A 26,006-nucleotide genomic window follows, 5' to 3' on the forward strand; every position below is an offset into this window, starting at 1 on the left:
ACTCTATAGTATGAGTACCAAAATGATTCATAACAATCGTTCACAAATTCATTTAAGGGGGAAAAGAAATGGTTCAATTAAATGGAAAAGTAGCAATCGTAACAGGTGGAGCAAAAGGAATTGGAAAAGCAATTACAGTAGCATTAGCACAAGAGGGAGCGAAAGTAGTTATTAACTATAATAGCAGTAAAGAAGCAGCTGAAAATTTAGTAAATGAATTAGGAAAAGACGGACATGATGTTTATGCAGTGCAAGCGGATGTTTCTAAAGTAGAAGATGCAAACCGACTTGTAGAAGAAGCTGTGAATCATTTTGGTAAAGTTGATATTCTTGTTAATAATGCTGGTATTACAAGAGATCGTACATTCAAAAAGTTAAATCGTGAAGATTGGGAGCGCGTAATTGACGTGAATTTAAGTAGCGTATTTAATACGACAAGCGCTGTTCTTCCATACATAACAGAAGCGGAAGAAGGAAGAATTATTAGCATTTCTTCTATTATTGGTCAAGCAGGTGGATTTGGCCAAACAAACTACTCAGCAGCAAAAGCAGGTATGCTAGGATTTACAAAATCGTTAGCGTTAGAACTTGCAAAAACAAATGTCACTGTAAACGCTATTTGCCCAGGATTTATTGATACTGAAATGGTAGCAGAAGTACCAGAAGAAGTACGTCAAAAAATCGTTGCAAAAATCCCGAAAAAACGTTTTGGTCAAGCTGATGAAATTGCAAAAGGTGTAGTATACCTATGCCGTGACGGTGCGTATATCACAGGTCAACAATTAAACATTAACGGCGGATTATATATGTAATGAAGCAAGAAAAAAGTGCATATCCATAGCAGGAATGCACTTCTTTTTTTTAGAAGGAAATCGACCAAAAAGGAGATAGAAAAATGACTACATTCGCAACAGAATGGGAAAAGCAATTAGAGCTATACCCAGAAGAGTACCGAAAAGCATACCGCCGAGTGAAAAGGGCGAGTGAAATTTTATTACGTGAACCAGAGCCGCAAGTAGGATTAACGCCGAAAGAGGTTATTTGGACGAAGAATAAGACGAAGCTTTATCGCTACATTCCAAAACAAGAAAAAACACAAAGAGTTCCAATTCTGTTAATATATGCTCTTATTAATAAACCATATATTATGGATTTAACTCCTGGAAATAGTTTAGTGGAATATCTAGTGGATCGTGGTTTTGATGTGTATATGCTTGATTGGGGCACATTTGGTTTAGAAGATAGTCATTTGAAATTTGATGATTTCGTGTTTGATTATATTGCAAAAGCCGTAAAAAAAGTAATGCGAACTGCGAAATCGGACGAGATTTCTTTACTTGGTTATTGCATGGGTGGAACGCTAACTTCTATTTATGCAGCGCTTCATCCGCACATGCCAATTCGTAACCTAATCTTTATGACAAGTCCTTTTGACTTCTCTGAAACAGGATTGTATGGTCCTTTATTAGATGAGAAATACTTCAATTTAGATAAAGCGGTTGATACATTTGGAAATATTCCGCCAGAAATGATTGATTTCGGAAACAAAATGTTAAAGCCAATTACGAACTTTGTTGGTCCATATGTTGCTTTAGTAGATCGTTCAGAGAATGAACGCTTCGTCGAAAGCTGGAGATTGGTTCAAAAGTGGGTTGGTGATGGTATTCCGTTCCCAGGTGAATCATACAGACAGTGGATTCGTGATTTTTATCAAAATAATAAATTGGTTAAGGGTGAACTCGTTATTCGCGGACAAAAGGTAGACCTTGCAAATATTAAGGCGAATGTCTTAAATATTTCTGGGAAACGTGATCATATCGCTTTGCCATGTCAAGTAGAAGCATTGCTAGATCATATTTCTAGCAATGATAAACAATATGTATGTTTACCGACAGGACATATGTCTATCGTTTACGGTGGAACAGCTGTAAAACAAACATATCCGACGATTGGAAATTGGCTTGAAGAGCGTTCTAATTAAAGATAAAAAATCCAACTAGCCTATGTTAGTTGGATTTTTTTATGAAAAATAACAAAACATAGAAAGGAGAAATTTATATTTTAGGAGTATAATTATGAAACTTATGATGGGTAAGTTGTTTTGGAATACAGGAGTTTCTGTACCTTGTTATCCACTGTTAGAAAATGATATGATATGTGATGTGCTCGTAGTCGGAAGCGGCGAAGCCGGTGCTCATATAGCGCATTCGTTAGCGAAAATTGGCATGAGTGTTACACTTATTGAAAAAAGAGCCATTGCATGTGGTAGCACAGCTGCTAATACAGGTTTACTACAATTTCTTCATGATAAATCGTTAACCTCTCTTATCCATACATTTGGTAAAGAAAAAGGGGTGCGAGCATATAAGCTTTGTTATGAAGCGCTAAGAACAATGGAAGCGGTAATACCGACTCTTGATATTAATCCCCATTTTATTCTGCGAAATAGTTTATATTATGCAAGTAAAAGTGAGGATGTCTCATTTTTACAAGAGGAGTACAATACGTTACAGAATTATGGATTTCCTGTTGAGTATTTTACAGCATCTGATATTAAGGAGCGTTATCCTTTTATAAAACAAGCGGCATTATATACACACGGTGATGCTGAGGTAAATCCGTATTTATTAGCACATAGTCTTTTGCATAAAGCAAACCAAATGGGAGCTAATATATATGAACATACAGAGGCAATACATATAAAAAAACGCAAAAATGATTTAATTTGTTACACGAAAACAGGGAATCAAATTGTAGCAAAGAATATTATTATGGCGACAGGTTATGAAGCGCTTTTTGGAAAGAAAGAAAAAAATACAACAGTAGACACCTCTTATGCAATTGTAACAAATGAAATAGATCAGTTTGAAGGCTGGCATGAGCGATCGTTAATTTGGGAAACGGCACGGCCCTACTTATATTTTCGAACGTATCAAAACCGCATTATTGTAGGCGGATTAGATGAAGCGATGCAAATTCAAACAATCGGTGATACGAAATTATTGCATAAGCGTGATATCCTTATTAATATTGTAAAAGAGATGTTCCCGCAGTATAAAAATATACAGGCAGACTACTATTGGGCAGCTGTATTTGGTGGTACTCATGATGGTCTTCCCATTTTAAAAGAAGATGAAAAGATACATAATTTATTTTACGCATTGCCGTATGGAGGTAATGGAACTGTATATGGAATGGTCTTTGCCAAATTATTTGAGCAGTTATTTACAAATAAAGAAAGTAAAGATTTTTCTTTATTTAATCGATAGAAAAAAGGTAGCGAAGTGATGGAATGAGAGATATAAAAAAGTTTTTACAAAAATTACGTCCTGTACAACTCATCGTTTTGTTTTATTTATTAGCGGTAGTTGTATCGGTGATATTGCTTAGTTTCCCGTTTGTTACGAAGCCCGGTGTGAAATGGACATTTATAGATGCTCTTTTTACATCGGTTAGTGCGGTAAGTGTTACGGGGCTGTCTGTTATTACGATTCCAGATACGTTTACTACGGCAGGAATTATTGTTTTAGCTCTTATTTTACAATTAGGCGGCTTAGGAATTATGGCGCTTGGTACATTTGTTTGGATCATTACGGGGAAAAAGATTGGTTTGCAAAGAAGAAGATTAATTATGGCAGATCATAATCAAGGAAATTTATCGGGTCTCGTAGAATTGATGCGTTCTATTTTAATTGTAATTATTTCGATAGAACTTATTGGAGCAATCTTATTAGGTACAAGATTTTTACTTTACTTTCCGACTTGGCAAGAAGCTTATTTTCACGGTTTCTTTGCAGCTGTTAGTGCGACTACGAACGGCGGATTTGATTTAACAGGACAGTCATTAATTCCGTATAAAAAAGATTATATTGTTCAAATGATTCATATGTTACTAATTATTTTAGGAGCGATTGGTTTCCCTGTGCTAATGGAAGTAAAGCAATTTCTTAGTAAAAGGCGACAACAATTATTCCGTTTTTCATTATTTACAAAATTGACGACAACAACATTTTTCGCACTCGTTGTTGTGGGTACAATTATGATTTTTTTACTGGAGAGAAATCATTTTTTAGTAGGAAAATCATGGCATGAAACTGTATTTTATACATTATTTCAATCTGTGACGACGCGAAGTGGTGGACTTGCAACAATGGATATACGTGAATTATCACAACCGACGCTTTTATTTATGAGTATATTAATGTTTATAGGGGCATCTCCAAGTTCGGTTGGGGGCGGAATACGTACAACTACATTTGCTGTTAGTATATTGTCACTATACACCTTTGCAAGGGGCGGTAGAACAGTTAGAGTCTTCAAACGTCAGCTACATGAAGAGGATGTACTGAAAGCATCTGTCGTTATGACGATGGGGATTTTGTTATGTGCTACTGCGCTATTCATTTTATCTATTACGGAAAATGTACCGCTTATGAGCTTAATTGTTGAAGTTTGTTCTGCTTTCGGAACGACGGGACTATCAACAGGTGTTACGCCTGATTTAACAACTGTTGGGAAACTTGTACTTATTGTGCTTATGTTTATCGGACGCGTTGGTATTTTAACATTTATTTTAGCTAGTGGTGGAAGGGAACAACCACCTCGCTATAAATACCCGAAAGAGCGGATTATTATTGGATAGTATGAAACCATTCTACCTACGTTAGGTAGAATGGTTTTTTAGTCGTTAATGCCAAATTGTGGATGCATAAAAGCTTCATTTTTATTATCCACTTCGTTTTTTAGTAACTCTTGATTTTCTTCTGAAATCCACCCAATATCATTTGTCGGATGGATCCACTCATCGCCAGCCATAATGGCAGGATCTACTTCATCACTCCAATTGTTAAGCGGACTGTTCTCGGAATTATATTTACTGTCTCCAATTACAACATTATATTGATTCACAAAAGGTTGTTGCATCGTTTTTCCTGTTCCTTTAAAAGATGGAAAATTCATTTGATGCGGGAGCGTTTCGTCTAAAATGGGTGATTGAATCTTTTCTTTTTTCTTCAAAATTATCGCTCCTTTTTATAATGATTTCTTCATATGTAGTATTTCCATCTAACGCCTCTTATGTACTTGTTAACACTTGCCAGTAATAATTATTTTAAGTTGTTTCAAACTAGAGTAGAAAGTGATTTCTTGAGAGCAGGTGAATGTATTGGTAAAAAGAAAAGTGAAACAAAATGCGGCAATCAATAATAATAAAACTCCGAAAGAAAGCTTACCAGATGCAGAATTTGCATTAGAGTATGAAGGAGAAAATAGCGCAAAGTATGCGAATCGTAATTCAAAAAAAGGGAAACAAAAATGAGGCGTTTTTTACAAACGCCTCATTTTTTTGTGGGATTATAAAGGTTTTTTTAATTATTTGTAAATTTAGTGTTTTCTATTAGCGGAAAAATGCGAAAAAACATAGAAGTAGCAACGTATTACACAAAAACAAACAACAAACAAAAGATTAATGTTGGTTTAATACTGCTTTTACACTAGTTGTTTATATTTGAGTTGTACATAAGATTTGTAAAAGGAGAGAGAAACAGTGAAAAAAACAATCTTTAAAGCTGTAGCGACTGGAATGGTATTTTCGTTATTAATGGGGTGTGGTGTAAAGAAGGAAGAAAGTGCTGGAGCGAAAGTGAAAGATGACAAATTATCTGGATCATTAACTGTTTACACAGCAATTGAAGAAGAACTTGTACCAATTTATCTTGATTCCTTTAAAAAGAAATATCCTGATGTGAAATTGAACATTGTACGTGATTCAACAGGAGTTATTACTGCGAAATTGCTAGCTGAAGGGAAAAATACACAAGCAGATGTTGTATGGGGAACTGCGGCATCAAGTCTATTAGCTTTAGATAAAAAAGATATGTTAAAAGGATACTCTCCAAAAGGAGCAGATCGTGTTCTTCCACAATTTAAAGATGATAAGCAACCTGAAAAATGGGTAGGAAATACTGCATTTATGACGGGGATTGCTGTAAATAAAGAAGAGTTAAAGAAGAAAAATTTACCGATGCCAGAATCATATGAAGATTTAACGAAACCAGAGTATAAAGGAACACTTGTTATGCCACATCCAGCATCATCTGGAACAGGATTTTTAACAGTTTCTGCATGGCTACAAATCATGGGTGAAGATAAAGGCTGGGATTACATGAAGAAACTTCATGATAATATGGCAAGTTATACGCATTCAGGATCAAAACCAGCGAAATTAGCAGGAGCGGGTGAATATCCAGTTGGCGTATCAATGGTTTATAGTGCTTTGAAAGAGAAACAAAAAGGTGCACCAGTTGAAGTTGTATTGCCGAAAGAAGGATTAGGTTGGGAAGTAGAAGCGAACGCACTTATTAAAAAAGATAATGCAAAAAATGAAAAATTAGCGCAAGCATTTTTAGATTGGGCGATTACTGATGATGTAATGAAGTTATACTTCGAGAAAAATGGATTTGCGACAATTAAAAATGATTATAAACTTCCAGATGGATTCCCTAAAGATGTAACAGAAAAGTTATACAAAAAGAATGACTTTAAGTGGGCAGCAGAAAATCGTGACAAAATTTTAGAAAAATGGGAAAAAGAGTTTGGCCAAAAAGCAGAACCGAAAAAGTAAGTGAGTGGGAGAGAGAAAAAATGAGCGAATATTTATCAATTCAACACATTCAAAAACAGTTTGATGCATTTACAGCGTTAAAAGATATTTCTTTTACTGTGAACAAAAATGAGTTTGTATGTTTATTAGGCCCAAGTGGTTGTGGGAAAACGACATTGCTTCGAATTTTAGCAGGTCTAGAAGAGGCAACAACAGGTAGTATAGCTGTGAATGGAAAAGATATTACAGCATTACCTCCTGGAAAGAGAAACTTCGGAATGGTGTTTCAATCGTATGCATTATTTCCGAATTTAACAGCACTTGAAAATATTGAATACGGCTTAAAGACAAAAAAATATGGAAAAGCAGAAGTAAAAGAGAAAGCGCTAGAGGCGTTAAAACTTGTAGATTTACTGAATGTAAAAGATAAATATCCTGCTCAAATGTCTGGTGGACAACAGCAGCGAGTGGCACTTGCACGTGCGCTCGCTCTGTCTCCAGATATTTTGTTACTTGATGAGCCGTTATCTGCTTTAGATGCGAAAGTACGTGAAAAGTTACGTAGAGAAATGCGTGATTTGCAAGAGAAAGTAGGAGTAACAACTATTATGGTCACGCATGATCAAGAAGAGGCATTAACGATGGCTGATAAAATTGTTGTAATGAATCATGCGGAAATTATGCAGATTGGAACACCAGAGGAGATTTATCAAAGACCAGCCAATCCGTTTGTGGCAGATTTTATTGGTTCTATTAATTTCTTTTCGAAAAATAACGAAGAGCATGCAATTCGTCCTGAACATGTAACAATTGTACAAAAGGACGGTATTAAAACAGTTGTGGAAAGTATGGAGTTTCGTGGATCTGTATATCGGACGGAAGTGCGAGTCGTAGAAGAAAACACATACCTTTATAATGAGAAAATTGTAGTGGATATATTAGCATCAGAAGTAGAAGTAGCTGATATTAGAAAAGGAAAGCCGATTCAAATCTCTTTCTCAGAAAATCATATGTTGTCATATGGAAAGAAGGTCATTGTATAGATGGAGATGTTAGAAAACTACAAGGTAGAAAGTGCGAAAAAAAAGATTAAGAGAAGTATAGGGAAAGAGGAATGGATCCAAAGGCTTGTAATTATTGGTATGATTCTTTCCTTCCTTATCATACTTGTATTACCACTATTACAACTATTTACACAAGCTTTTTATAATAAAGATGGAGTTTTCATTGGTTTAGCGAATTTCAGTAAATATTTCACAACACCGACTTTAGTTCAGTCTTTACAAAATACGGTATGGATTTCGGGCGCAACAACAATTATTTCAGTTTCAATTGCATTCGTTTACGCATATGCGATTGCCCGTACGAATGTTTTTGGAAAGCGTGTATTTCAGTATGTAGCGTTATTACCATTGTTTGCACCAACGATGATGCACGGTATAGCACTTACATATTTATTTGGTAATCAAGGGCTAGTAACGAAAGGAATGTTTGGGTTATTTGAAGGTATACAAATCCCTTTATATGGACCAGTAGGAATTGTAATAGCTGAAGTTATGTATACATTTCCGCAAGCCTTTCTCATATTACTAATTGCCTTTCAAGGATCCGATTATCGTTTATATGAAGCTTCTAATATGCTAGGGGCGAGTAAAACAAAACAATTTTTCACGGTTACTTTACCTAGTGTAAAGTACGGATTAATTAGTGCAATGTTTGTTGTGTTTACACTTAGTTTCACTGATTTTGGGGCACCAAAAATTGTTGGTGGACAATATAATGTGCTTGCTACTGACGTATACAAACAAGTAATTGGACAGCAAAATATGTCGATGGGTGCAACAGTTGGAATGATTTTATTAATCCCAGCTATATTCGCATTTGCAGTTGATCGTATTACGCAAAGAAAGCAGGCGAATTTCTTATCTTCAAAAGCAGTACCATACAGAATAATAGCTAATAAGAAAAGAGATGTCATCTCATTCATATACTGTAGTGTGATTACATTTATGATCATTTTGTTATTTGTGGCAGTTGGTATTGCTGCAAGTGTGAAAGTATGGCCATATAATATGAGTTTTACATTTGAGCATTTTAATTTTTCGAGTTTAACAGGAGATGGACTTGAAGCATTTAAAAATAGCGTAATTGTTTCAGCAGTTACAGCAGTTATTGGGTGAAAGTATTTTGCTTAGGTGGAGCAGGTAAAATTTGTCGCGAAGCTATTTTGGATTTAGTTCAATTTTCATCTTTTGAGACAATTACAGTAGCTGATTTTAACGAGGTAGAGGGCCGTAAAGTAGTAGAATGGCTCAACGACCCTCGTGTTGATTTTGTAAAAGTAGATGTAAAGAATCACGAGGATACGGTTGCAAAAATGATTGGTTATGACATTGTAATGGACGGTACGACGATAAAGTTAAACAGATTGTCGACCCGCTGTATTGCAGAAGCAGGCTGTCACGGTGTGAACTTAAATGGATTTGGTGAAGAAAATGAATCGCATGCTATATTTGTTGAAAATGAAAAGATATGTTTACCTGGATTTGGCATGACGCCAGGTGTAACGCAAATGATGGCAATGCATGCAGCAAATCAATTGGATACTGTAGAGTCTGTCCATGTAAGTCACGGTTCGTATCGTCCGATTGCTTTTTCTGCATCAATTACAGAGACAACGACATATGAATATGATCCATATTTACCATCGCGTACAGTGTATGAAGATGGTGAATTTAAGCAAGTACCTCCGTTTGCGCGTCCGAGAGAAATAGAATTGCCAGAGCCTTATGGTAAGGCAACGCAGTATATCATTCCGCATTCTGAAACGATTACGCTAGCAAAGGCATTAGAAAATAAAGGTGTCAAACTGATAGAGACGAGAGGAACTTGGCCACAGCAAAATATGCAACTTGTACGTGCTTTATATGATTACGGCATATTGCGTAATGATCAGATTGAAATAAACGGGAAAGAAATAGGCATTATGGATTGTATTTCACAGTATTTATTGCAATCGAAAGAAGGGCAAGAAACAGAGCTTTATGGTTATGCACTTCATGTAGAAGTAATAGGTATGAAAAATAATGAGAAGCAAAGACATGTGTTATATCATACACATCCGTTATCTGATGGTTCTGTTGTAGGATGGGAAAAATTAAGAGCGTATACGAGAAACGTCGGTATTCCATTTGGGATTGCTGCAGAGTTAATTGCAAATGGAAATGTAAATAGGGTGGGTGTTGTTACGCCTGAAGAAGCCTTTGAAAATCCACAATTGATTTTTGATGAGCTAGCAAAGCGCGGTATTCATATTCATGAAGAAGTTTCTACTTATAAAGAAAATTATAGCTTTGTATAAGTAAGGAAGTTTATAAGGGAGATATAAATGAGGTGAAGCTATGTCTGTAGTAGGAGAAGAAAGAAAGCGAACCATTCTTGAAAAGGTAGAATTTAAAGGGAAAGTAAAGGTTTCAGAATTAGCGAGAGAATTTGCTGTATCAACAGAAACGATTCGTCGATATTTAGAAGAATTAGATCGTGAAAAGAAGCTGAAAAAAGTGTATGGTGGAGCTGTTCAACTTCCAGGCGCTGGAGTAGAGGCACCAATGTTAGAAAGAGAAATGCTACATATAGAAGAGAAGAAAAGAATTGGTTATAAAGCAGCGACATTTGTAGAAGACGGTGATGTCATTGCAATTGATGATGGAAGTACACCGCTTCAAATGGTTCCATACCTTGTTCATCGTAAAAACTTAACGATTGTAACAAGTTCATTTCCAGTCGCAACACAATTAATTTCTTCTATTAATAAAAAGATGTTTCACGGTGAAGTTTTATTTATAGGTGGAAAAGTATCTCCAAAGCATTCGCGTGTATCAGGGTCTATTTCTCAGCAAGTCATACAGCAATTTCATTTTCATAAAGCGTTCGTTTCGATTGATGGGTTATTACCTAGTTTTGGAGTTTCCAGCTTTGAATTAGAGAAAGCGAAATTGTCAGAGGCGATGATGAAATTAGCTGAGAAAACATATATTTTATGTGATCATACGAAGGTAGGAGTGAAAGGGAATTATCGTATAGCAGCAATTTCGCGTATTCAACACGTAATTTGTGATAAAAAAATGCCATATAGCTTTGAAGAAGAACTTAAGAAGCATAATATTCAGTGGACAGTTTGTTAAATACAGTGAAAGCACATAAACTCCCGCCTAATTTTTAGGAGGGAGTTTTATTATCTGTAAATCGTAAAATAAAAGATTTGCAGTTATGCAAAAAGTGGACACATTTTCTCACCTCTTTCATATAATTTACCAATACAAAAAAAGTTGGTCGAAGGAAAGAAGGGAGAACATGTCAGAACGAATATATAATAAACTTGTATTGTACGCGAATATTTTGCAAAAAATCGGTGTCATCAATGAGAAGGAAAAAAGTGAAATTCTTCATACGATAGGTAAAAAAGCCCTTTGAATAAAGGGCTTTTTTATTTTTTTATCTTTAAAAATATAAATTTAATGTAATATTCTCATTGACAATGATAATGATATTCATTATCATTTATTTGTAGATAATTGATAATACTTATCAATTGTAAAGATTATATATGATAGGGGATATTATTTTGAAAAAAAATTACATGAAGGCGCTAGTAGTAGCGACAACATTAGCAATTCCATTTGCTACGTACTCTACTCCAGCATTAGCGGCATTAAAAGTTGAAGCAAATCAATCGGTAGCAGCAGCGAGTGATCGCACGTATGATACTGAGATTAAAATATATAAGGACCAAAAAGATGAGCCATCTATGGTTTCTCAATATATAAAAGATCCTAAAGTAACGATTGCAGCTGGCAAAAAAATTGTCACTGTAACAATGCAAGATAGTGATTATTTTCAATATCTTAGAATAGAAGATAGAAACCGACCTGGTGTATTTCATGATGTGAAGGTTTTGTCAGAAGATAAGAGGAAGAATGGGACGAAAGTAGTTCAATTTGAAATTGGTGAGTTTGAGAAGAAGCACAATATGCAAATGCATATACTTATTCCAGCTATTGGATATGATCACAAATATCAAGTTCAATTTGAAATTAAAGATCCAACTGTAGGTAACAAAGAAACAGAGAAACCAGATGATAACTCTAATTCAGGCAATACGGAAACGGATAATCCAGTTGATAATCAAAATATGATAACAGATAACAAATTAAGAGAACTTGTGAATAAAAAAGTATTTAATAGAAAAGATTTAAATACACCAATTACGAAAGAAGAGTTATTACAAGTAAAGGATTTGTTTTTAAATACGAATGAGATACTTGATTATAGTGCATTAAAATATATGCCAAATTTAAAATCTTTAACAGTTGCGAATGCGAAGATAAAAGATCCGTCGTTCTTTGCGAACTTAAAGCAATTAAGTCATTTAGCTTTGCGTGGTAATGAATTTTCAGATGTAACGCCACTTGTTAAGATGGATAATTTAGAATCTCTTGATTTAAGTAATAATAAAATTACAAACGTTGCACCACTAACTGAAATGAAAAATGTAAAAAGTTTATTTCTATCAGGCAACCAAATAGAAGATGTAACAGCATTAGCGAAAATGGAACAACTAGATTACTTGAATTTAGCAAATAATAAAATTACGAACGTTGCTCCATTAAGCGCTTTGAAAAATGTAACATACTTAACTTTAGCAGGTAATCAAATTGAAGATATTAAAGCGTTATATTCATTACCTTTAACAGACTTAGTATTAACACGTAATAAAGTTAAAGATTTATCCGGCATTGAGCAAATGAAGCAATTAGAAGAATTGTGGATCGGGAAAAATGAAATAAAAGATGTTACTCCTCTAAGTAAGATGACACAGTTAAAACAATTACACTTACCTAACAATGAGTTAAAGGATATTACGCCATTATCAAGTTTAGTAAACTTACAAAAGCTTGATTTAGAAGCGAATTATATTTCAGACTTATCACCAGTTAGTAATTTGAAAAAATTAGTATTTCTAAGTTTTGTTGCAAATGAAATTCGTGATGTCCGACCAGTTATAGAACTAAGTAAGACGACTTATATTAATGTCCAAAATCAAAAAGTATTTTTAGAGGAAACAGAAGTAAATAAAGAAATAAAAGTACCTATATATGAAAAAGATGGTGAAGTTTCTACGAAAATCCGTCTGAAGAGCGATAATGGTACGTATAGTAATGGCGTAGTGAAATGGAGTACACCAGGTGAGAAAATATATGAATTTGGTGTGAAAGATCCATTCGCGGATACAGGAATTTTCTTTACAGGGTCTGTTATTCAAAATGTAGTAGAAAGTAAAGACGGTAATACGTCTAAAGAAGATGAGAAAACAGAAGTGGTAGAATTTAAAGATGTACCAAAAGGACATTGGTCAGAAGAAGCAATTAATTACTTAGCGAAAGAAAAATTATTTATAGGCTATGGAAATGGTGAATTTGGATTTGGTGATAACATTACTCGTGGACAAGTAGCTCTTCTAATACAAAGGTATTTAAAATTAGAAAATAATCTAGTACCAAAAACGGCATTTACAGATACGAAAGGAAATATGTATGAAACGGCTATTGATGCAGTGGTTCAAGCTGGAATTATGACAGGCTATGGAAATGGTATGTTCCGTCCAGATGGAGTATTAACTCGATATGAAATGTCAGTAGTATTACAAAGAGTATTTCAGTTAAAAGAAAATGAAAATAGTGCAGAGAATTTTAAAGATATACCAAATGGCCATTGGGCGAAAGGATATGTGAAAGCTTTAGTGGATAATAAAATATCAAAAGGCGACGGGGAAGGGAATTTTTTAGGAGATAATTTCGTAACACGTGAACAATATGCACAGTTTTTATATAATGCAATAAAGAAATAAAGTGAAACTTTAATCAGTGGGGGGTTTGTTCATTCCCCACTGATTATTAGCCCTCACTAATCGGGCTGCCCGTTAATGCGGAATAAAAAATGAGGAAAATACGCTATTCTTTAATTAAAGAGTAGCGTATTTTTTATGTACAAAATGAAATAGGAAATAGATAGGAGTATAGACATATGAATAGCCTATTTTAAAGAAGAACCACGAAACTATATTGACAAAAAAGCGTTCTCATGTGATAATTCAATTAATTTTTAGAATAATCAAAAAATATTCCTTTTACATAGAAAGGATTCGAACCTTATATGAATATTATGCCGGGGGTGACGAAATGTTATTTTTTCTGAAGAAATGGAATGAATTAAAAGATGTGAAATCTGAATTGGCACTTCGTGATTGGTTTTATGGTACCAAAATTAGCTTATCGCTATGTACGTCAAAAGAGCCGTTAACATTCTTAGTAAATGTTGAGGGAAGAGATAAAGGGCTATTTTCGGAAGAAGATTTTATTGTCGTAAATTGCATGTGCGAGTCAGTATTTGAAAATGAAGAAAAACCAGCTGCAGAGTCATTTATGCATGCGGATATTTATAAAAAAAGTAGTGCAGGATGTATTTTACAAGTGCAGACTGTAGATAGTCATTTAATATCAGAGTTATATGGGGAAGAAGGAGAAGTAACGTTCGATAAACGCAGTGTGGAGCGTGTTTTCGGAAAAGAAGGTATAACAGAAATGACAATTCCAATTGTAGAAGATGAAAAAAAATTCGCTGATTTATTAGAAAGGAATGTTCCGAATTTCATTGAAGGTGGAGGAGTAGTTCTTGTTCATAATTACGGCATGATTGTGTGGGGAAAAACGCCAGAAGAGGCGAAAAAATGGCTAGAGGGTATAGAATATTTAATGAACTATCATGTAAAGTTATTAATGATTAAGGGGGCAAGGAGCTCTGTTATATAAAAATGGATGTGATATAGCTACAAGTTAATAAACAAATGAAAGCGTTTTAAAAATAATTTCACTCATAAAATATAGGTCTCCTTATTATATATAGATTACATGTTGACATGTAAGGAGGAACATATTTTGCGAGTTAAATATCATTTTCTGCCAAAGCAGCAAGTAACATTTTGCAAAATAAATGATTCTGGTGAAGAGGCACTGCAAATGATGAACGAAACGGGATTTCGAGCCATCCCGGTATTAGCAGAAGATGAGAAGAAATTCACAGGGATTATTTATAAAGTAGATTTATTAGAAAAAAAATGCAATAGCGGATTAGAGCATGTAAGTGCAGGAGATATGCTCGATGATTCTAATGCATTTATTTTTGAAAAGGATTCCTTCTTCAGAGCTTTTTATGTAATTCGTCGGCTTCCGTTTTTAGCCGTGCTAAATGATTATAATGAATTTGTCGGTATGTTAACGCATTCGAATATATTTGATGTTATTGAAGATTCATTTGGTATGCGAACAGGTGGTTATATATTAACAATTGCAACACAAGATTGTAAGGGAACGATTAAAGAGCTTGGGACATTGTTAAAAGCATATAATATCGGTGGCCTATTTACGCTAGATAACGGTGATCAATATATCCGCCGCGTTATTGTAAATATATCAGATGAGTTAGATGAAACAAAATTAAAGCAATTAATCGGAAAAATAGAGAAAAAAGGATTCAGAGTGAGTCATGTAGATTATATTTAAGTTAAAAAGAAAAGTACCTATCTGTTATATATAGATAGGTACTTTTTTGTCCCGCTATTTGTGGGCAGTAAGATCTTCGCCTCAAAATTCAGCGCAAGCAAAGAAGTTAAGTGGGGGCGGACTGCCCGTAAAAGCCCAATTGGTGAGGGCTGATTATATGTGAGTAATGAACTTTATTTTGAAACAGGAGGCGGGGATAATGCTAGATCAGATAAGAAAATAAAGTCTGCATGCTCACGAATTTTAGGGATAGAAGTTTCAATAACGCGTGATGTAATTTCACCTGGGGGGCCCACATGCCCGATAGCTACCATAATAGGTTTTTCTTGAATTTTTTTGATGAGTAATTGGGCTTGTTTTGAAATATGCCCTGCTGTATATACATCATCAAAAAATAGTTGGTTTTCAATAATAGGAACTCCTAATTCTTTTCCGATTTTTGGGACGACACTATTAGGATTCGTTTTACTATCTAAGTAAAATAAACCGTGTTTTTTACAAGCAGCAAGTATAAGGCGAACAATTCTTTCATCCGCTGTTACTTTTGACCCCATATGATTGTTCATTCCAATTGCATGCGGTACTTCTTGAATCGCTTGTTCAAGTCGGTTGTTTATTTCTTCATCGCTTAAATCAGTTGTAATTGCTTTCGGCCCAAGCCATTCTTTTTTACCTTTTATAGGTTCCATTGGCATATGTATAATAACTTCATGTCCTTTCTTATGGGCAGCTATTGCGTCTTCTTTTGTGGAAGGAAGAAAAGGCATAACAGCAACAGTGAGTGGAATGGGAAGTGATAACATTTGATTAGTCCCCTTCATATTATTACCGAAATCATCAATGACAATAGCAACTTTATTCGTATGAGCATTTGCTTGAATAGGAAATAAGAAAGACGGTAAAAACAAAACAATGATGAATAATGCAATCGTATATTTTCGCATATAAATATTTCCTTTCTATTGTTATCCTGCTATTTGTGGGTAGTAAGACTCCCACCTCAACATTGGGCTGGATAGGTGGGAGATTCACTGCCTACCCGATTGGTGAATGCTAATTATCAGTGGGGGCTGAACAAAAAAACACTGATTAAAGTTTCACTTTATCAATCATCATTATGTTTTGCTTTTTTATATAAATTAAACAAAAAATGTCGAAGAAAAGTAGGTGGAAAATTAAGAATCCCCGGTTTACGTAGAATTTATAAAAAAAGAAGATGAAAAAAATGTCTATTATTGCGAATGTATTTACAAAGATAGAATAATTTGTAATAATTCTCAAAGTGAGGGTAAAGATTTGTAAATTACAGGGAGAAAATGTTAAATTTTCTGATTCTTCAAATTTGCATATGATTAAGTAGTTAAAAAAAGTCAATGGAGAAGTGAAGTTAAGAGCATGGAAGTATAATAAGGGGGATATGGATGTTTACTGTAAAAAGGAAGTACACATTAGAAAAGCTTTCACGTGATATTCATATGAAACGTGAAGAAATGATTCAACTAGGATTAACAAGTGGGCTAAATAGTAGGGAGACAATTCAAGTTAGTCAAGAATTGGACAAGCTTATTTTACAATATCAATGTTATAAAGAAAAACAAACACCGAAATGGTTTTCAATTATAAAAATACCTATTTTCCAAATCGGGTATGAAGGAAAATCAAATAATTTTTGGCGAATGCTTGTGGCTGGTTTTATGAAATAAGTATAATTACCCTTATAGGATAAGGATAATTATACTATGTGTAACGGAATTTCGATATGAACTGTCGTTCCTTCGTTTTCTGTACTGTCGATAAAAATATGCCCATTATACATCTCTACAATTCGTTTACATATGACAAGTCCAAGACCTGTTCCAGTATCTTTATTAGTAAAGAACGGATGAAAGAGGTGTTTTTGAATATGTTGCGGAATCCCTTTTCCAGTATCTGTAATATGCAGTTGTGCGTGTGTTTCATTGTTTTTTACTACAATGGTTAGTGTATCATTAGAAGTCATGGCCTCAATTGCATTTTTGGTAATGTTTAAAACCACTTGTTTCATATGGTCTTTCGAACAACGGATATGAACAGGATGGTCTGGCAAATGTAAATGGAATACAATGTTATGTAAATTCGCCTCAGATTGAATAATTAATGCTACCTCATTTAGAATTGTTCTTACATCATATGTTTGTTCGATGATGGCGGTTGGCTTTCCTAGAATAAGAAATTCACTTACAATTTCATTGATTCGCTCTATTTCTTGTTCAATTACGGAAAAGTAGAACTGATCTTGTTCATCTTTATATTTCTCTTTTAATAGAGCGACGAGTCCTTTAATTCCAGTAAGAGGATTACGGATTTCGTGTGCTGTACTCGCTGCAAAAGTTCCAACTAATTCAATTTTCTGTAGCTCATTTTGTTGTCTTTCAAGTTTTGTTTGACGTTTTAACAACATATATTGAGCAAGCAAAAATAAAATAGACATTAAAAATAAAGTAGCTATACACTCTATTGCAACCCACTGGTATAAGGTTTTTTGATGAATGGGTAATGGAGAAACAGAGACCTTCCAATTCAATCTTTGGAGTGGGGTAGTAAGCATATTAGAATGCGTATCACTTGTGTCGTTATTATCATCGGTTAGAAAAACTACATCATGTTTATCAGTTACCTCAAAATGGTATTGTGGTTTAATGGCATTTAAAGAAGAGGAAATGTAATCAAAGCGTAAACTAGCTAATAATAATCCTGAGAGCTCCTTCTGTTTATTAAATATGGGGGCAGCAATCATAATAGCTTTATGTCCAAGAACGCGATCAGTAATGACTGATGATACAGTGGTTTTTTTAGTTTGGAGCGCGTCTTGAATATATTTACGGTCTGAAACATCTATAGGCTTTGATTCATCTTCAGATGCGATTGTAATGACTCCTTCTGGTGTAGCGTAATATAGACCAGAAAAGCGTGCATCGTTTCCATCTGTATCATGTACAATTTGTTTAATGCCATTTATATTACCAGTCTCGGTGCCTACAACTTTTGCAAGCATGTCTAAAGCAGAAATTGCTTCACCAAGATGATGATCCAAATAATCTCTATATAAAAAGAGAACTGTATGAGCAGATAATTTGTTTTCCTGTTTCATTTTATATGTATGATACGAATAAAATGTAGCACCAATCCCTATTGTCGGTAGGATAACAAGCAATATATATATAATTATGCTTTGGAATTTGACTTTCAAATGTGGTACTCCTTCTTTTTTTATTATCATTATATATAAACTATGTTAAAATTGTCATGTTTTTATTCAAGAATGATTTTTAATATATTAGGGGAGAAGAAATGGATGAGTGAATGCTCATTCGGAATTCACATGAAGTATGAAGTGGTATTTTCTTTTTATTGCTGAGAATTTAAGTGAAGGGTTGAAAGTTGTATGACATCAAATAATGAACGAGAAGATATTTCTCAATCTTTAAAAGTATTTATTGCATTATCTCGTGTACATCGTTCTGTTATGGATACTACAAATAAATCTATACAAAGTAACGGGTTAAATCCAACTGAATTTGCTGTATTAGAACTGCTATATCATAAAGGCGGTCAACCACTCCAGCAAATTGGTGAGCGCATTTTAATAGCTAGTGGCAGCATTACATATGTTGTAGATAAGTTGGAGAAAAAGGGATTAGTAAAGAGAATCCCATGTCCGAATGACAGACGTGTTATTTACGCGCAATTAACTGAGTCTGGCGAGAACTTTATTGCTTCTATTTTTCCGGGGCATGAGAAAGTTATACATCAGTCTTTTGAAATGTTAACGAAAGATGAAAAAGATGAATTACTTGATTTATTAAAAAAAATTGGGAAGTATGAAAAATAATATGTTCCAAAGGAGCTTTGGATAAATAAATCCAAGGCTTTTTTATTTGTAATGAACTCAGGGCAGTCACTGCCGAAATTTGTTGAAAATTAAGAGGGGATTCGAGAATACGTATTGAATTATAATAAAGGTATGTAATGGAGAGGAGGCTCGTTCATGTCATTTAAAGACTATGAATATAAACGCCCAAATATTGAAGAGTTAAAAGAGAAATTTACTGTTGCTTTAGAGAAGTTTGATAACGCAAAAACTGTAGAAGAACAAAAACAAGTCATTCATTCAATTAATGAGATTCGCAACGATTTTGGTACAATGGGAAACCTTTGTTACATTCGCCATTCTGTTGATACGACGGATACTTTTTATAAGGAGGAGCAGGATTTCTTTGATGAATTCTCTCCAGTTGTACAAGGATATGGTACAAAATATTATAAGGCACTCATTAATTCTCCATTTCGTGAAGAATTAGAGGCGTATTATGGAAAACAATTATTTGCTCTAGCAGAATGTGATTTAAAAACATATTCAGATGAAGTCGTGAAAGATTTACAATTAGAAAATAAATTATCATCGCAATATACACAGTTATTAGCATCTGCAAAAATTGACTTTGCTGGAGAAGAAAGAACGTTATCGCAACTGATTCCGTTTATGCAAGGAAAAGAAAGAAGCGAACGTAAAGCAGCAAGTGAAGCATACTACGGATTTTTAGCTGGAAATGAGGAAGAACTAGATCGTATTTATGATGAGCTTGTTAAAGTGAGAACGAAAATCGCAAAATCTTTAGGTTTCAAAAACTTTGTTGAACTTGGATATGCAAGAATGTACCGTACAGATTATAATGCGGAGATGGTGGCTAATTACCGTCAGCAAGTGCTGGATTATATCGTTCCTGTTACAACGGAATTAAGAAAGCGACAACAAGCACGTATCGGTGTAGAGAAGTTAGCTTATTACGACGAAAATTTTGAGTTTGCTACAGGTAATCCAACTCCAAAAGGAGATGCGGATTGGATTGTTGATCATGGAAAGACGATGTATAAAGAGTTATCGGCTGAAACAGATGAATTTTTCAATTTCATGCTAGATAATGATTTATTAGATTTAGTTGCGAAAAAAGGAAAAGCTGGCGGCGGATATTGTACATATATTGAGAATTATAAAGCGCCATTTATTTTCTCAAACTTCAATGGAACATCTGGTGACATTGATGTATTAACACATGAAGCAGGTCATGCTTTCCAAGTATATGAAAGTCGTAAATTTGAAATTCCAGAATATAATTGGCCAACATATGAGGCATGTGAAATCCACTCTATGAGTATGGAATTCTTTACATGGCCATGGATGAAGCTATTCTTTGAAGAAGATGCAGATAAATATTACTTCTCTCACTTAAGTTCAGCACTCCTGTTTTTACCTTATGGTGTATCTGTTGACGAATATCAACATTATGTATATGAAAATCCTGAAGCATCACCGGAAGAGCGTAAGACAGCATGGCGTAACATAGAGAAGAAATATTTACCGCATCGTGATTATGAGGATAATGATTATTTAGAGCGCGGTGGTTTTTGGCAACGTCAAGGACATATTTATAGTTCGCCGTTCTATTATATTGATTACACGCTTGCTCAAATTTGTGCGCTACAATTTTGGAAACGTGCAAGAGATAATAGACAAGAGGCTTGGGAAGATTATGTGAATCTGTGCCAACAAGGTGGAAGTAAATCGTTCTTAGAATTAGTAGAAGTTGCAAATTTAACATCACCATTTGCTGAAGGCTGTGTGAAAAGTGTTATTACAGAAATTGAAGCATGGTTACATGCGATTGACGACACAAAATTGTAAAAAACATGCGCTTTTTTTCACATGTTTAACATCGACATAATGGGAAAATGATGAGATAATAAAAGAAAATTCAGAATACTAAAGAGGTGTTTCTAATAAGGAGCACCTCTTTTCACAAACAAAAGGGGGGAACAAGTATGCTTCAATCTAATATGGATGTAAGTTTAGAAAGTTTAGTAAACTCATTACAGTCTACTCGAAGCACGCTATTATCAGAAATTGAAATGTTAAATGACACAGAAGTGAATGTAAAGCCACGCCGTGATAAATGGAGCATTATTCAAATTTTACACCACTTGCATTTAGTTGAACAATCTGTCACGTCTGCCCTTGTATATGCTTTACAAAAAAAGGAAAGAAACATGACTCCATTTAAAGACCTCCAACTTACGCTTGATCGCACACATAAACGAGAAGCTCCTCAGCAAATGCAACCAACAGAAACTTTAATGAAAAAACAGCAAGGAATTCAATTGCTAGAACATTCACGCCAAGAACTATTACACGCGCTTCATAGTGTTATAGATGAAAAAGATTTATTTGAAAATGGATTAAAGCATCCTGTTTTTAATGATCTGAATTTGTATCAATGGGTTCAATTTCTTGATTTGCATGAACAAAGACATCTTACGCAGTTAAAAGAGGCGAAACATGCAATTTTGCAACGCTAAAGTGGAAGAAGTGGGAAACCACTTCTTTTTTGATACGTGCATAGTTTTCTTTCTTATTTTGGAATACTACATGGAGAAAGAAAAGAAGGAGCTGAAAAAACATGTCTAAAAAGAAGCGAGAAGAAGAGCGCGCCTGGAAAGCACGTAAAGAAAATCAACAACCGCACGGAAAAGTGAAAGCTTTTGCTGAATTAGTTGAAGGAACAGAAAAAACGTGATGATTATTTCATCACGTTTTTTGTATGAGTGGAAAAGTTAATAAAAAGGTTGTACCGATTCCTTTTTCACTTATAATATCAATTTTTCCATTCATAGCTTGAACAACACTGAATACGACCATCATTCCAAGTCCAGTACCTTTTTCTTTCGTTGAATAAAAAGGAGAGCCAAGACGTTTTACTTGTTCTGAATCCATACCGACTCCTGTATCTTTTATATATAACTGAATATGCTTATGATCAGGAACTAATGTGAAATAAAGGTCACCGCCTTTTGGCATAGCCTCAATGCAATTTTTTAAAATATTTAATAAACATTGATTTAGTTTTTGCTTTTCACCAGCGATAAAAAAAGAAGTGCTTTGCTTTATATAATGAGTACGTACATTTGTTAAATTAGCAAGCGGTGTAATTAACGACAATGCATGTAGTAATTCTTCTTCTAACTGTAATGTTTGTTCTTTTTCAATGCTTGGTTTAGCAAAGGTTAAATAATCTGTAAGAACATGATTTGCTTGTTCGATGCCGTTAATGGCAATGTCGATATATAATTTTCGTTCCTGCTCAGTACAGGTATCTGATTGTAACAGTTGTAAAAACCCTTTCGTTGAAGTTAATGGATTGCGAATTTCATGAGAGATAGACGCTGCCATTTCACCAATTAAATGAAACTTTTCAGCATTTATAAGTTCGTTTTGGAGACGAACTTGAGTTTGTAATATGTGTAGTAAATATAGAATTAGAATCGTACCAAGCATTGAACATAACTCATACACAATAATATGCGGTATATAATCAGTCTTATTTGTAACCTTTGAAAGGAAGAAGGGTATCCAAATAAATCCGTATGTGAGACTGTAGATAATAGCAAGTGTTATTTTTATACGATTAGAAGTTCGATTAAAAAATTTATATGTTAATAGTAGAACAATAAATAGAAGAACAGAACCGATAAGAGATGGGAAAACACCTACCCCCCCTAATAATAAGCGATATATGTTTAATACAACTAAGATAGAACCACCAGCAATAGGCCCTCCCGTTAATGTACCGACAATTAATACAATATGGCGCATATCAAATTGAAAACCATTATTTGTTTTTGCTGCAAATGTAATACAGAGTACGGTAGCGAGGCAACAGAGTACAATGAATATAGCTGAATTTAATTTAGGAGAGCGTTTCCCTTTTTGATTCCAAAATAAATGATATACGAGCATTGTAATCAGGATGAATAATATATTTAAAAAGAGATAAATAATAAAGGATTTCAGTGGGATGCCTCCTCTCTTCTTAGATTAAATTAATCATACTATAAAATGAAAGAAATGAAATGATAAATAGCAGAAAAATCAGAAATTTTTACGCTAGTATACAATATGTTACAATAAGCTGTGTCAATGAAAGAAGAAATTCCGTGCACCGCGCGGGAGAGGTTCGCGAACTCCCTCTATAAAAAACTATGGAAACAACAATATCCTTAGGTATTGTTTTGTTTTTTTATTGTGACAGTTCAAGAACGTTCTTTCTTCTTATTTATAGTAGAGAAGGAGAATGAGTGAAATGAAAAAAGAAAAAGCAGTTGTTGTTTTTAGTGGAGGACAAGATAGTACGACATGTTTATTTTGGGCAATAGAGCAGTTTGCAGAGGTAGAAGCTGTAACGTTTAATTACAATCAACGTCATAAGCTAGAAATTGATTGTGCAGTGGAAATTGCAAAAGAGCTAGGAATAAAGCATACGGTACTAGATATGAGTCTATTAAATCAACTTGCTCCAAATGCGTTAACGAGAACGGATATGGAGATTACACATGAAGAAGGTGAATTGCCATCGACATTTGTAGATGGACGAAATTTACTCTTCTTATCATTTGCTGCTGTATTAGCAAAACAAGTTGGAGCACGTCATATTGTAACGGGTGTATGTGAAACTGATTTCAGTGGTTATCCAGACTGCCGTGACGTGTTTGTGAAATCGTTAAACGTTACTTTAAATTTATCTATGGATTACCCGTTTGTTATTCACACGCCACTTATGTGGATTGATAAAGCTGAAACATGGAAATTATCAGATAAACTTGGAGCATTTGAGTTTGTTCGAGAAAAAACATTAACATGTTATAACGGAATCATTGGTGATGGTTGCGGTGAATGTCCAGCATGTCAACTTCGTAAAGCAGGATTAGATACGTACCTACAAGAACGCGAAGGAGCGAATAACTAATGGATAACTTTTTTGGATTTCGCATCGTAGAGAATTTGCAAAAAATGGACAAGGATATTCAGCGTAAACAACTCAAATACCATAATAAAAGAGTAATGGTCAGCAAGGAATTTACATTTGATGCAGCACACCATTTACACTGTTATGAAGGGAAATGTAAAAACTTACACGGTCACACATATAAAGTTGTATTTGGAATTAGTGGATATGTAAATGAAATAGGTCTTGCAATTGACTTTGGAGATATAAAAGAAATTTGGAAAAATGAAATCGAAATTTATCTAGATCATCGTTATTTAAACGAAACGTTACCTGCAATGAATACGACTGCTGAAAATATGGTCGTTTGGATTTATGAAAAGATGGCAGAAGCACTAACAAAAGAGAATCGAGTGAACGAATATAAAGGAGCTCGCGTTGAATTTGTTCGTCTATTTGAGACGCCGACTAGTTATGCGGAAGTAAGACGGGAGTGGATGCTCGATGAGTAAAATCCCTGTCTTAGAAATATTCGGTCCGACTATTCAAGGTGAAGGAATGGTTGTAGGGCAAAAAACAATGTTTATCCGTACAGCTGGTTGTGATTATAGCTGTGCTTGGTGTGATTCTGCTTTTACGTGGGATGGATCAGCTAAAGATCAAATTAGACAGATGACACCAGAAGATATTTGGGATGAGCTTGTTGCAATTGGAGGAAAAAATTTTTCTCATGTTACGATTTCAGGTGGAAATCCGGCATTACTGAAAAATATTGAGTTTCTTCTTTCTATATTAAAAGAAAATGGAATGCGAACGGCAATTGAAACGCAAGGGAGTAAATGGCAAGATTGGTTACTTCAAATTGATGAGGTAACAATTTCTCCAAAACCACCAAGTTCAACGATGAAAACAGATTTTCATAAGTTAGATGCTATCATTCAGAAACTAGCAGGAAAAGATATTAGTTTAAAAGTAGTAGTATTCGATGATCATGATTTTGAATATGCAGTTAAGATGCACGAACGTTATCCAAAGGTACCATTTTTCTTACAAGTAGGAAACGATGATACAAAAACAGTGGATGATGCGATGCTTATTAAAAAATTATTAGATAAGTATGAGTGGTTGATTGATAAAGCTGTAAATTGTAAAGAGATGAATGATGCAAAAGTATTGCCTCAGCTTCATGCGTTAGTATGGGGAAATAAACGCGGCGTATAATGAGAAGGGATGTTTAAAATGACAGGAAGATTAGATGAAGATTTGAAAGATGTAACATTATTAGGAAATCAAAATACAAAATATTTATTTGAATATAGCCCAGAAATATTAGAGGTATTTGATAATAATCATCCAAACCGTGATTATTTTGTAAAGTTCAATTGTCCTGAATTTACAAGTTTATGCCCGAAAACAGGACAACCAGATTTTGCAACAATTTATATTAGCTATATTCCAGAGCAAAAAATGGTAGAGAGTAAATCTTTAAAGTTGTATTTATTTAGTTTCCGCAATCATGGTGATTTCCACGAAGATTGCATGAACGTTATTATGAACGATTTAATTAAATTAATGGATCCGCGTTATATTGAGGTATGGGGGAAATTCACACCACGTGGTGGCATTTCAATTGATCCATACTGCAACTACGGTCGCCCAGGTACGAAGTATGAACAAATGGCTGACTACCGCATGATGAACCACGATCTATATCCGGAAACAATTGATAATCGTTAATAGAAAGAAAGGGCCTGTATACTATATAGGCCCTTTCTTTCTATTATATTATGCATTTTGATTAATGACAGTATAGTTTTTATGACTTACAACTGTAAGAGGTTCCATATCTAGTTCTCTAAAATTCTTCATAATTGTTATATCAACAATAACAGAGTTTTGATTTACTTTTTGAACACGGCCTTGCATTCCACCTTTAAATTCGATGATATCTCCAGTTTCTGCGATCTGCAT

Annotated in this window: 26 protein-coding genes, 1 pseudogene and 1 riboswitch; of the genes and pseudogenes, 22 read left to right on the forward strand and 5 right to left on the reverse strand. The window is 34.4% G+C overall.

The genetic code is table 11. The features are described from left to right. The first annotated feature begins 68 nt into the window (after positions 1–68). From MHB52_RS07230 to MHB52_RS07245, 4 genes are all read left to right on the forward strand, one after another. Complete coding sequence (locus MHB52_RS07230; RefSeq protein WP_000250407.1) at positions 69–812, forward strand: acetoacetyl-CoA reductase; 744 nt, start codon at positions 69–71, stop codon at positions 810–812. 83 nt (positions 813–895) lie between these two features. Then, on the forward strand, positions 896–1,981 hold the full coding sequence (gene phaC, locus MHB52_RS07235) for a class III poly(R)-hydroxyalkanoic acid synthase subunit PhaC (protein WP_000206333.1): 1,086 nt from the start codon (positions 896–898) through the stop codon (positions 1,979–1,981). Positions 1,982–2,075: 94 nt separating this feature from the next. Beyond that, positions 2,076–3,269: an NAD(P)/FAD-dependent oxidoreductase gene (locus tag MHB52_RS07240; protein WP_016117447.1), complete on the forward strand. Its 1,194-nt coding sequence runs from the start codon at positions 2,076–2,078 to the stop codon at positions 3,267–3,269. Between the two features lie 23 nt (positions 3,270–3,292). Continuing rightward, positions 3,293–4,642: a TrkH family potassium uptake protein gene (locus tag MHB52_RS07245; protein WP_016117448.1), complete on the forward strand. Its 1,350-nt coding sequence runs from the start codon at positions 3,293–3,295 to the stop codon at positions 4,640–4,642. A 38-nt stretch (positions 4,643–4,680) separates the two neighbouring features. On the opposite strand, the gene MHB52_RS07250 is transcribed toward MHB52_RS07245, so the two are convergent. Further along, positions 4,681–5,016 carry a DUF3905 domain-containing protein gene (locus MHB52_RS07250; protein WP_000726028.1) on the reverse strand — a complete coding sequence of 112 codons (336 nt, stop codon included), beginning with the start codon at positions 5,014–5,016 and terminating at the stop codon, positions 4,681–4,683. Positions 5,017–5,164: 148 nt separating this feature from the next. Between MHB52_RS07250 and MHB52_RS07255 the strand changes: the two genes are divergently transcribed. The 9 genes and pseudogenes from MHB52_RS07255 (at position 5,165) to cbpA (ending at position 15,219) form a co-directional block, all read left to right on the forward strand. After that, the gene (locus MHB52_RS07255) at positions 5,165–5,317 is read left to right on the forward strand and encodes a hypothetical protein (protein ID WP_000240799.1); all 153 of its coding nucleotides are present in this window, start codon (positions 5,165–5,167) and stop codon (positions 5,315–5,317) included. A gap of 228 nt (positions 5,318–5,545) precedes the next feature. After that, on the forward strand, positions 5,546–6,622 hold the full coding sequence (locus MHB52_RS07260; RefSeq protein WP_061662871.1) for a putative 2-aminoethylphosphonate ABC transporter substrate-binding protein: 1,077 nt from the start codon (positions 5,546–5,548) through the stop codon (positions 6,620–6,622). A gap of 20 nt (positions 6,623–6,642) precedes the next feature. Beyond that, on the forward strand, positions 6,643–7,644 hold the full coding sequence (locus MHB52_RS07265) for a putative 2-aminoethylphosphonate ABC transporter ATP-binding protein (RefSeq protein ID WP_000006191.1): 1,002 nt from the start codon (positions 6,643–6,645) through the stop codon (positions 7,642–7,644). Beyond that, positions 7,645–8,778 (forward strand): annotated as a pseudogene (locus MHB52_RS07270) (ABC transporter permease subunit); the annotation flags it as partial. Further along, positions 8,778–9,962 carry a saccharopine dehydrogenase family protein gene (locus tag MHB52_RS07275; RefSeq protein ID WP_061662872.1) on the forward strand — a complete coding sequence of 395 codons (1,185 nt, stop codon included), beginning with the start codon at positions 8,778–8,780 and terminating at the stop codon, positions 9,960–9,962. The pseudogene MHB52_RS07270 and the gene MHB52_RS07275, both read left to right, overlap by 1 nt. Before the next feature lie 40 nt (positions 9,963–10,002). Further along, entirely contained in the window at positions 10,003–10,785 is a 783-nt protein-coding gene (locus MHB52_RS07280; protein WP_000117667.1) for a DeoR/GlpR family DNA-binding transcription regulator, read from the forward strand. A gap of 422 nt (positions 10,786–11,207) precedes the next feature. Then, positions 11,208–13,508, forward strand: coding sequence for an NEAT domain-containing leucine-rich repeat protein (locus tag MHB52_RS07285; RefSeq protein ID WP_061662873.1), 2,301 nt, complete (start codon positions 11,208–11,210; stop codon positions 13,506–13,508). 331 nt (positions 13,509–13,839) lie between these two features. After that, positions 13,840–14,469, forward strand: coding sequence for a class II aldolase/adducin family protein (locus MHB52_RS07290; protein ID WP_000896005.1), 630 nt, complete (start codon positions 13,840–13,842; stop codon positions 14,467–14,469). 126 nt (positions 14,470–14,595) lie between these two features. Next, positions 14,596–15,219, forward strand: coding sequence for a cyclic di-AMP binding protein CbpA (gene cbpA / locus MHB52_RS07295; RefSeq protein ID WP_001264207.1), 624 nt, complete (start codon positions 14,596–14,598; stop codon positions 15,217–15,219). Between the two features lie 173 nt (positions 15,220–15,392). On the opposite strand, the gene MHB52_RS07300 is transcribed toward cbpA, so the two are convergent. Next, positions 15,393–16,163 carry a divergent polysaccharide deacetylase family protein gene (locus tag MHB52_RS07300; protein ID WP_001234107.1) on the reverse strand — a complete coding sequence of 257 codons (771 nt, stop codon included), beginning with the start codon at positions 16,161–16,163 and terminating at the stop codon, positions 15,393–15,395. A 477-nt stretch (positions 16,164–16,640) separates the two neighbouring features. On the opposite strand from MHB52_RS07300, the gene MHB52_RS07305 reads away from it, so the two are divergent. Continuing rightward, positions 16,641–16,922, forward strand: coding sequence for an aspartyl-phosphate phosphatase Spo0E family protein (locus MHB52_RS07305; protein ID WP_000495536.1), 282 nt, complete (start codon positions 16,641–16,643; stop codon positions 16,920–16,922). A 29-nt stretch (positions 16,923–16,951) separates the two neighbouring features. Here the strand turns inward: MHB52_RS07305 and MHB52_RS07310 are convergent, their stop codons facing one another. Next, positions 16,952–18,448, reverse strand: coding sequence for a DUF3149 domain-containing protein (locus MHB52_RS07310; RefSeq protein WP_000865053.1), 1,497 nt, complete (start codon positions 18,446–18,448; stop codon positions 16,952–16,954). A gap of 195 nt (positions 18,449–18,643) precedes the next feature. Between MHB52_RS07310 and MHB52_RS07315 the strand changes: the two genes are divergently transcribed. From MHB52_RS07315 to MHB52_RS07330, 4 genes are all read left to right on the forward strand, one after another. Next, positions 18,644–19,090, forward strand: coding sequence for a MarR family winged helix-turn-helix transcriptional regulator (locus MHB52_RS07315; RefSeq protein WP_000203336.1), 447 nt, complete (start codon positions 18,644–18,646; stop codon positions 19,088–19,090). A gap of 156 nt (positions 19,091–19,246) precedes the next feature. After that, positions 19,247–20,941: a M3 family oligoendopeptidase gene (locus tag MHB52_RS07320; RefSeq protein ID WP_000008576.1), complete on the forward strand. Its 1,695-nt coding sequence runs from the start codon at positions 19,247–19,249 to the stop codon at positions 20,939–20,941. A gap of 137 nt (positions 20,942–21,078) precedes the next feature. Further along, a complete protein-coding gene (locus MHB52_RS07325) occupies positions 21,079–21,612 on the forward strand; it encodes a DinB family protein (protein ID WP_000941970.1) in 534 nt (177 codons plus the stop codon). A gap of 101 nt (positions 21,613–21,713) precedes the next feature. Then, entirely contained in the window at positions 21,714–21,830 is a 117-nt protein-coding gene (locus tag MHB52_RS07330) for a DUF6254 family protein (protein WP_000038355.1), read from the forward strand. 11 nt (positions 21,831–21,841) lie between these two features. On the opposite strand, the gene kinB is transcribed toward MHB52_RS07330, so the two are convergent. Next, positions 21,842–23,050: a sporulation sensor histidine kinase KinB gene (gene kinB, locus MHB52_RS07335; protein WP_000964153.1), complete on the reverse strand. Its 1,209-nt coding sequence runs from the start codon at positions 23,048–23,050 to the stop codon at positions 21,842–21,844. A gap of 206 nt (positions 23,051–23,256) precedes the next feature. After that, positions 23,257–23,300: riboswitch (PreQ1 riboswitch) on the forward strand. A gap of 93 nt (positions 23,301–23,393) precedes the next feature. On the opposite strand from kinB, the gene queC reads away from it, so the two are divergent. The 4 genes from queC to queF are packed head-to-tail and all read left to right on the forward strand — an operon-like array spanning position 23,394 to position 25,772. Further along, complete coding sequence (gene queC / locus MHB52_RS07340) at positions 23,394–24,056, forward strand: 7-cyano-7-deazaguanine synthase QueC (protein WP_000711604.1); 663 nt, start codon at positions 23,394–23,396, stop codon at positions 24,054–24,056. Continuing rightward, entirely contained in the window at positions 24,056–24,547 is a 492-nt protein-coding gene (queD, locus tag MHB52_RS07345; protein WP_000368414.1) for a 6-carboxytetrahydropterin synthase QueD, read from the forward strand. Before queC ends, queD begins: the two co-directional genes overlap by 1 nt. Continuing rightward, complete coding sequence (gene queE, locus MHB52_RS07350; RefSeq protein ID WP_061662874.1) at positions 24,540–25,256, forward strand: 7-carboxy-7-deazaguanine synthase QueE; 717 nt, start codon at positions 24,540–24,542, stop codon at positions 25,254–25,256. Before queD ends, queE begins: the two co-directional genes overlap by 8 nt. An 18-nt stretch (positions 25,257–25,274) precedes the next feature. Then, positions 25,275–25,772, forward strand: coding sequence for a preQ(1) synthase (gene queF / locus MHB52_RS07355; protein WP_001986050.1), 498 nt, complete (start codon positions 25,275–25,277; stop codon positions 25,770–25,772). Between the two features lie 48 nt (positions 25,773–25,820). Here the strand turns inward: queF and MHB52_RS07360 are convergent, their stop codons facing one another. Next, a complete protein-coding gene (locus MHB52_RS07360; protein ID WP_001165082.1) occupies positions 25,821–26,006 on the reverse strand; it encodes a YkvS family protein in 186 nt (61 codons plus the stop codon).

Source organism: Bacillus sp. FSL K6-0073, from assembly GCF_038006085.1.
GTDB classification, from domain to species: Bacteria; Bacillota; Bacilli; order Bacillales; family Bacillaceae_G; genus Bacillus_A; species Bacillus_A cereus.

Excerpts from the sequence above, each read along its gene's own strand:
- MHB52_RS07305 (WP_000495536.1), top strand. The coding sequence starts at position 16,641 with ATGTTTACTGTAAAAAGGAAGTACACATTAGAAAAGCTTTCACGTGAT.
- queF (WP_001986050.1), top strand. The coding sequence starts at position 25,275 with ATGACAGGAAGATTAGATGAAGATTTGAAAGATGTAACATTATTAGGA.
- MHB52_RS07230 (WP_000250407.1), top strand. The coding sequence starts at position 69 with ATGGTTCAATTAAATGGAAAAGTAGCAATCGTAACAGGTGGAGCAAAA.
- MHB52_RS07325 (WP_000941970.1), top strand. The coding sequence starts at position 21,079 with ATGCTTCAATCTAATATGGATGTAAGTTTAGAAAGTTTAGTAAACTCA.
- MHB52_RS07330 (WP_000038355.1), top strand. The coding sequence starts at position 21,714 with ATGTCTAAAAAGAAGCGAGAAGAAGAGCGCGCCTGGAAAGCACGTAAA.
- MHB52_RS07245 (WP_016117448.1), top strand. The coding sequence starts at position 3,293 with ATGAGAGATATAAAAAAGTTTTTACAAAAATTACGTCCTGTACAACTC.
- kinB (WP_000964153.1), bottom strand. The coding sequence starts at position 23,050 with ATGCTCGTATATCATTTATTTTGGAATCAAAAAGGGAAACGCTCTCCT.
- queD (WP_000368414.1), top strand. The coding sequence starts at position 24,056 with ATGGATAACTTTTTTGGATTTCGCATCGTAGAGAATTTGCAAAAAATG.
- MHB52_RS07280 (WP_000117667.1), top strand. The coding sequence starts at position 10,003 with ATGTCTGTAGTAGGAGAAGAAAGAAAGCGAACCATTCTTGAAAAGGTA.
- MHB52_RS07265 (WP_000006191.1), top strand. The coding sequence starts at position 6,643 with ATGAGCGAATATTTATCAATTCAACACATTCAAAAACAGTTTGATGCA.
- MHB52_RS07300 (WP_001234107.1), bottom strand. The coding sequence starts at position 16,163 with ATGCGAAAATATACGATTGCATTATTCATCATTGTTTTGTTTTTACCG.
- MHB52_RS07320 (WP_000008576.1), top strand. The coding sequence starts at position 19,247 with ATGTCATTTAAAGACTATGAATATAAACGCCCAAATATTGAAGAGTTA.
- MHB52_RS07240 (WP_016117447.1), top strand. The coding sequence starts at position 2,076 with ATGAAACTTATGATGGGTAAGTTGTTTTGGAATACAGGAGTTTCTGTA.
- MHB52_RS07285 (WP_061662873.1), top strand. The coding sequence starts at position 11,208 with ATGATAGGGGATATTATTTTGAAAAAAAATTACATGAAGGCGCTAGTA.
- MHB52_RS07315 (WP_000203336.1), top strand. The coding sequence starts at position 18,644 with ATGACATCAAATAATGAACGAGAAGATATTTCTCAATCTTTAAAAGTA.
- MHB52_RS07290 (WP_000896005.1), top strand. The coding sequence starts at position 13,840 with ATGTTATTTTTTCTGAAGAAATGGAATGAATTAAAAGATGTGAAATCT.
- queE (WP_061662874.1), top strand. The coding sequence starts at position 24,540 with ATGAGTAAAATCCCTGTCTTAGAAATATTCGGTCCGACTATTCAAGGT.
- MHB52_RS07360 (WP_001165082.1), bottom strand. The coding sequence starts at position 26,006 with ATGCAGATCGCAGAAACTGGAGATATCATCGAATTTAAAGGTGGAATG.
- phaC (WP_000206333.1), top strand. The coding sequence starts at position 896 with ATGACTACATTCGCAACAGAATGGGAAAAGCAATTAGAGCTATACCCA.
- queC (WP_000711604.1), top strand. The coding sequence starts at position 23,394 with ATGAAAAAAGAAAAAGCAGTTGTTGTTTTTAGTGGAGGACAAGATAGT.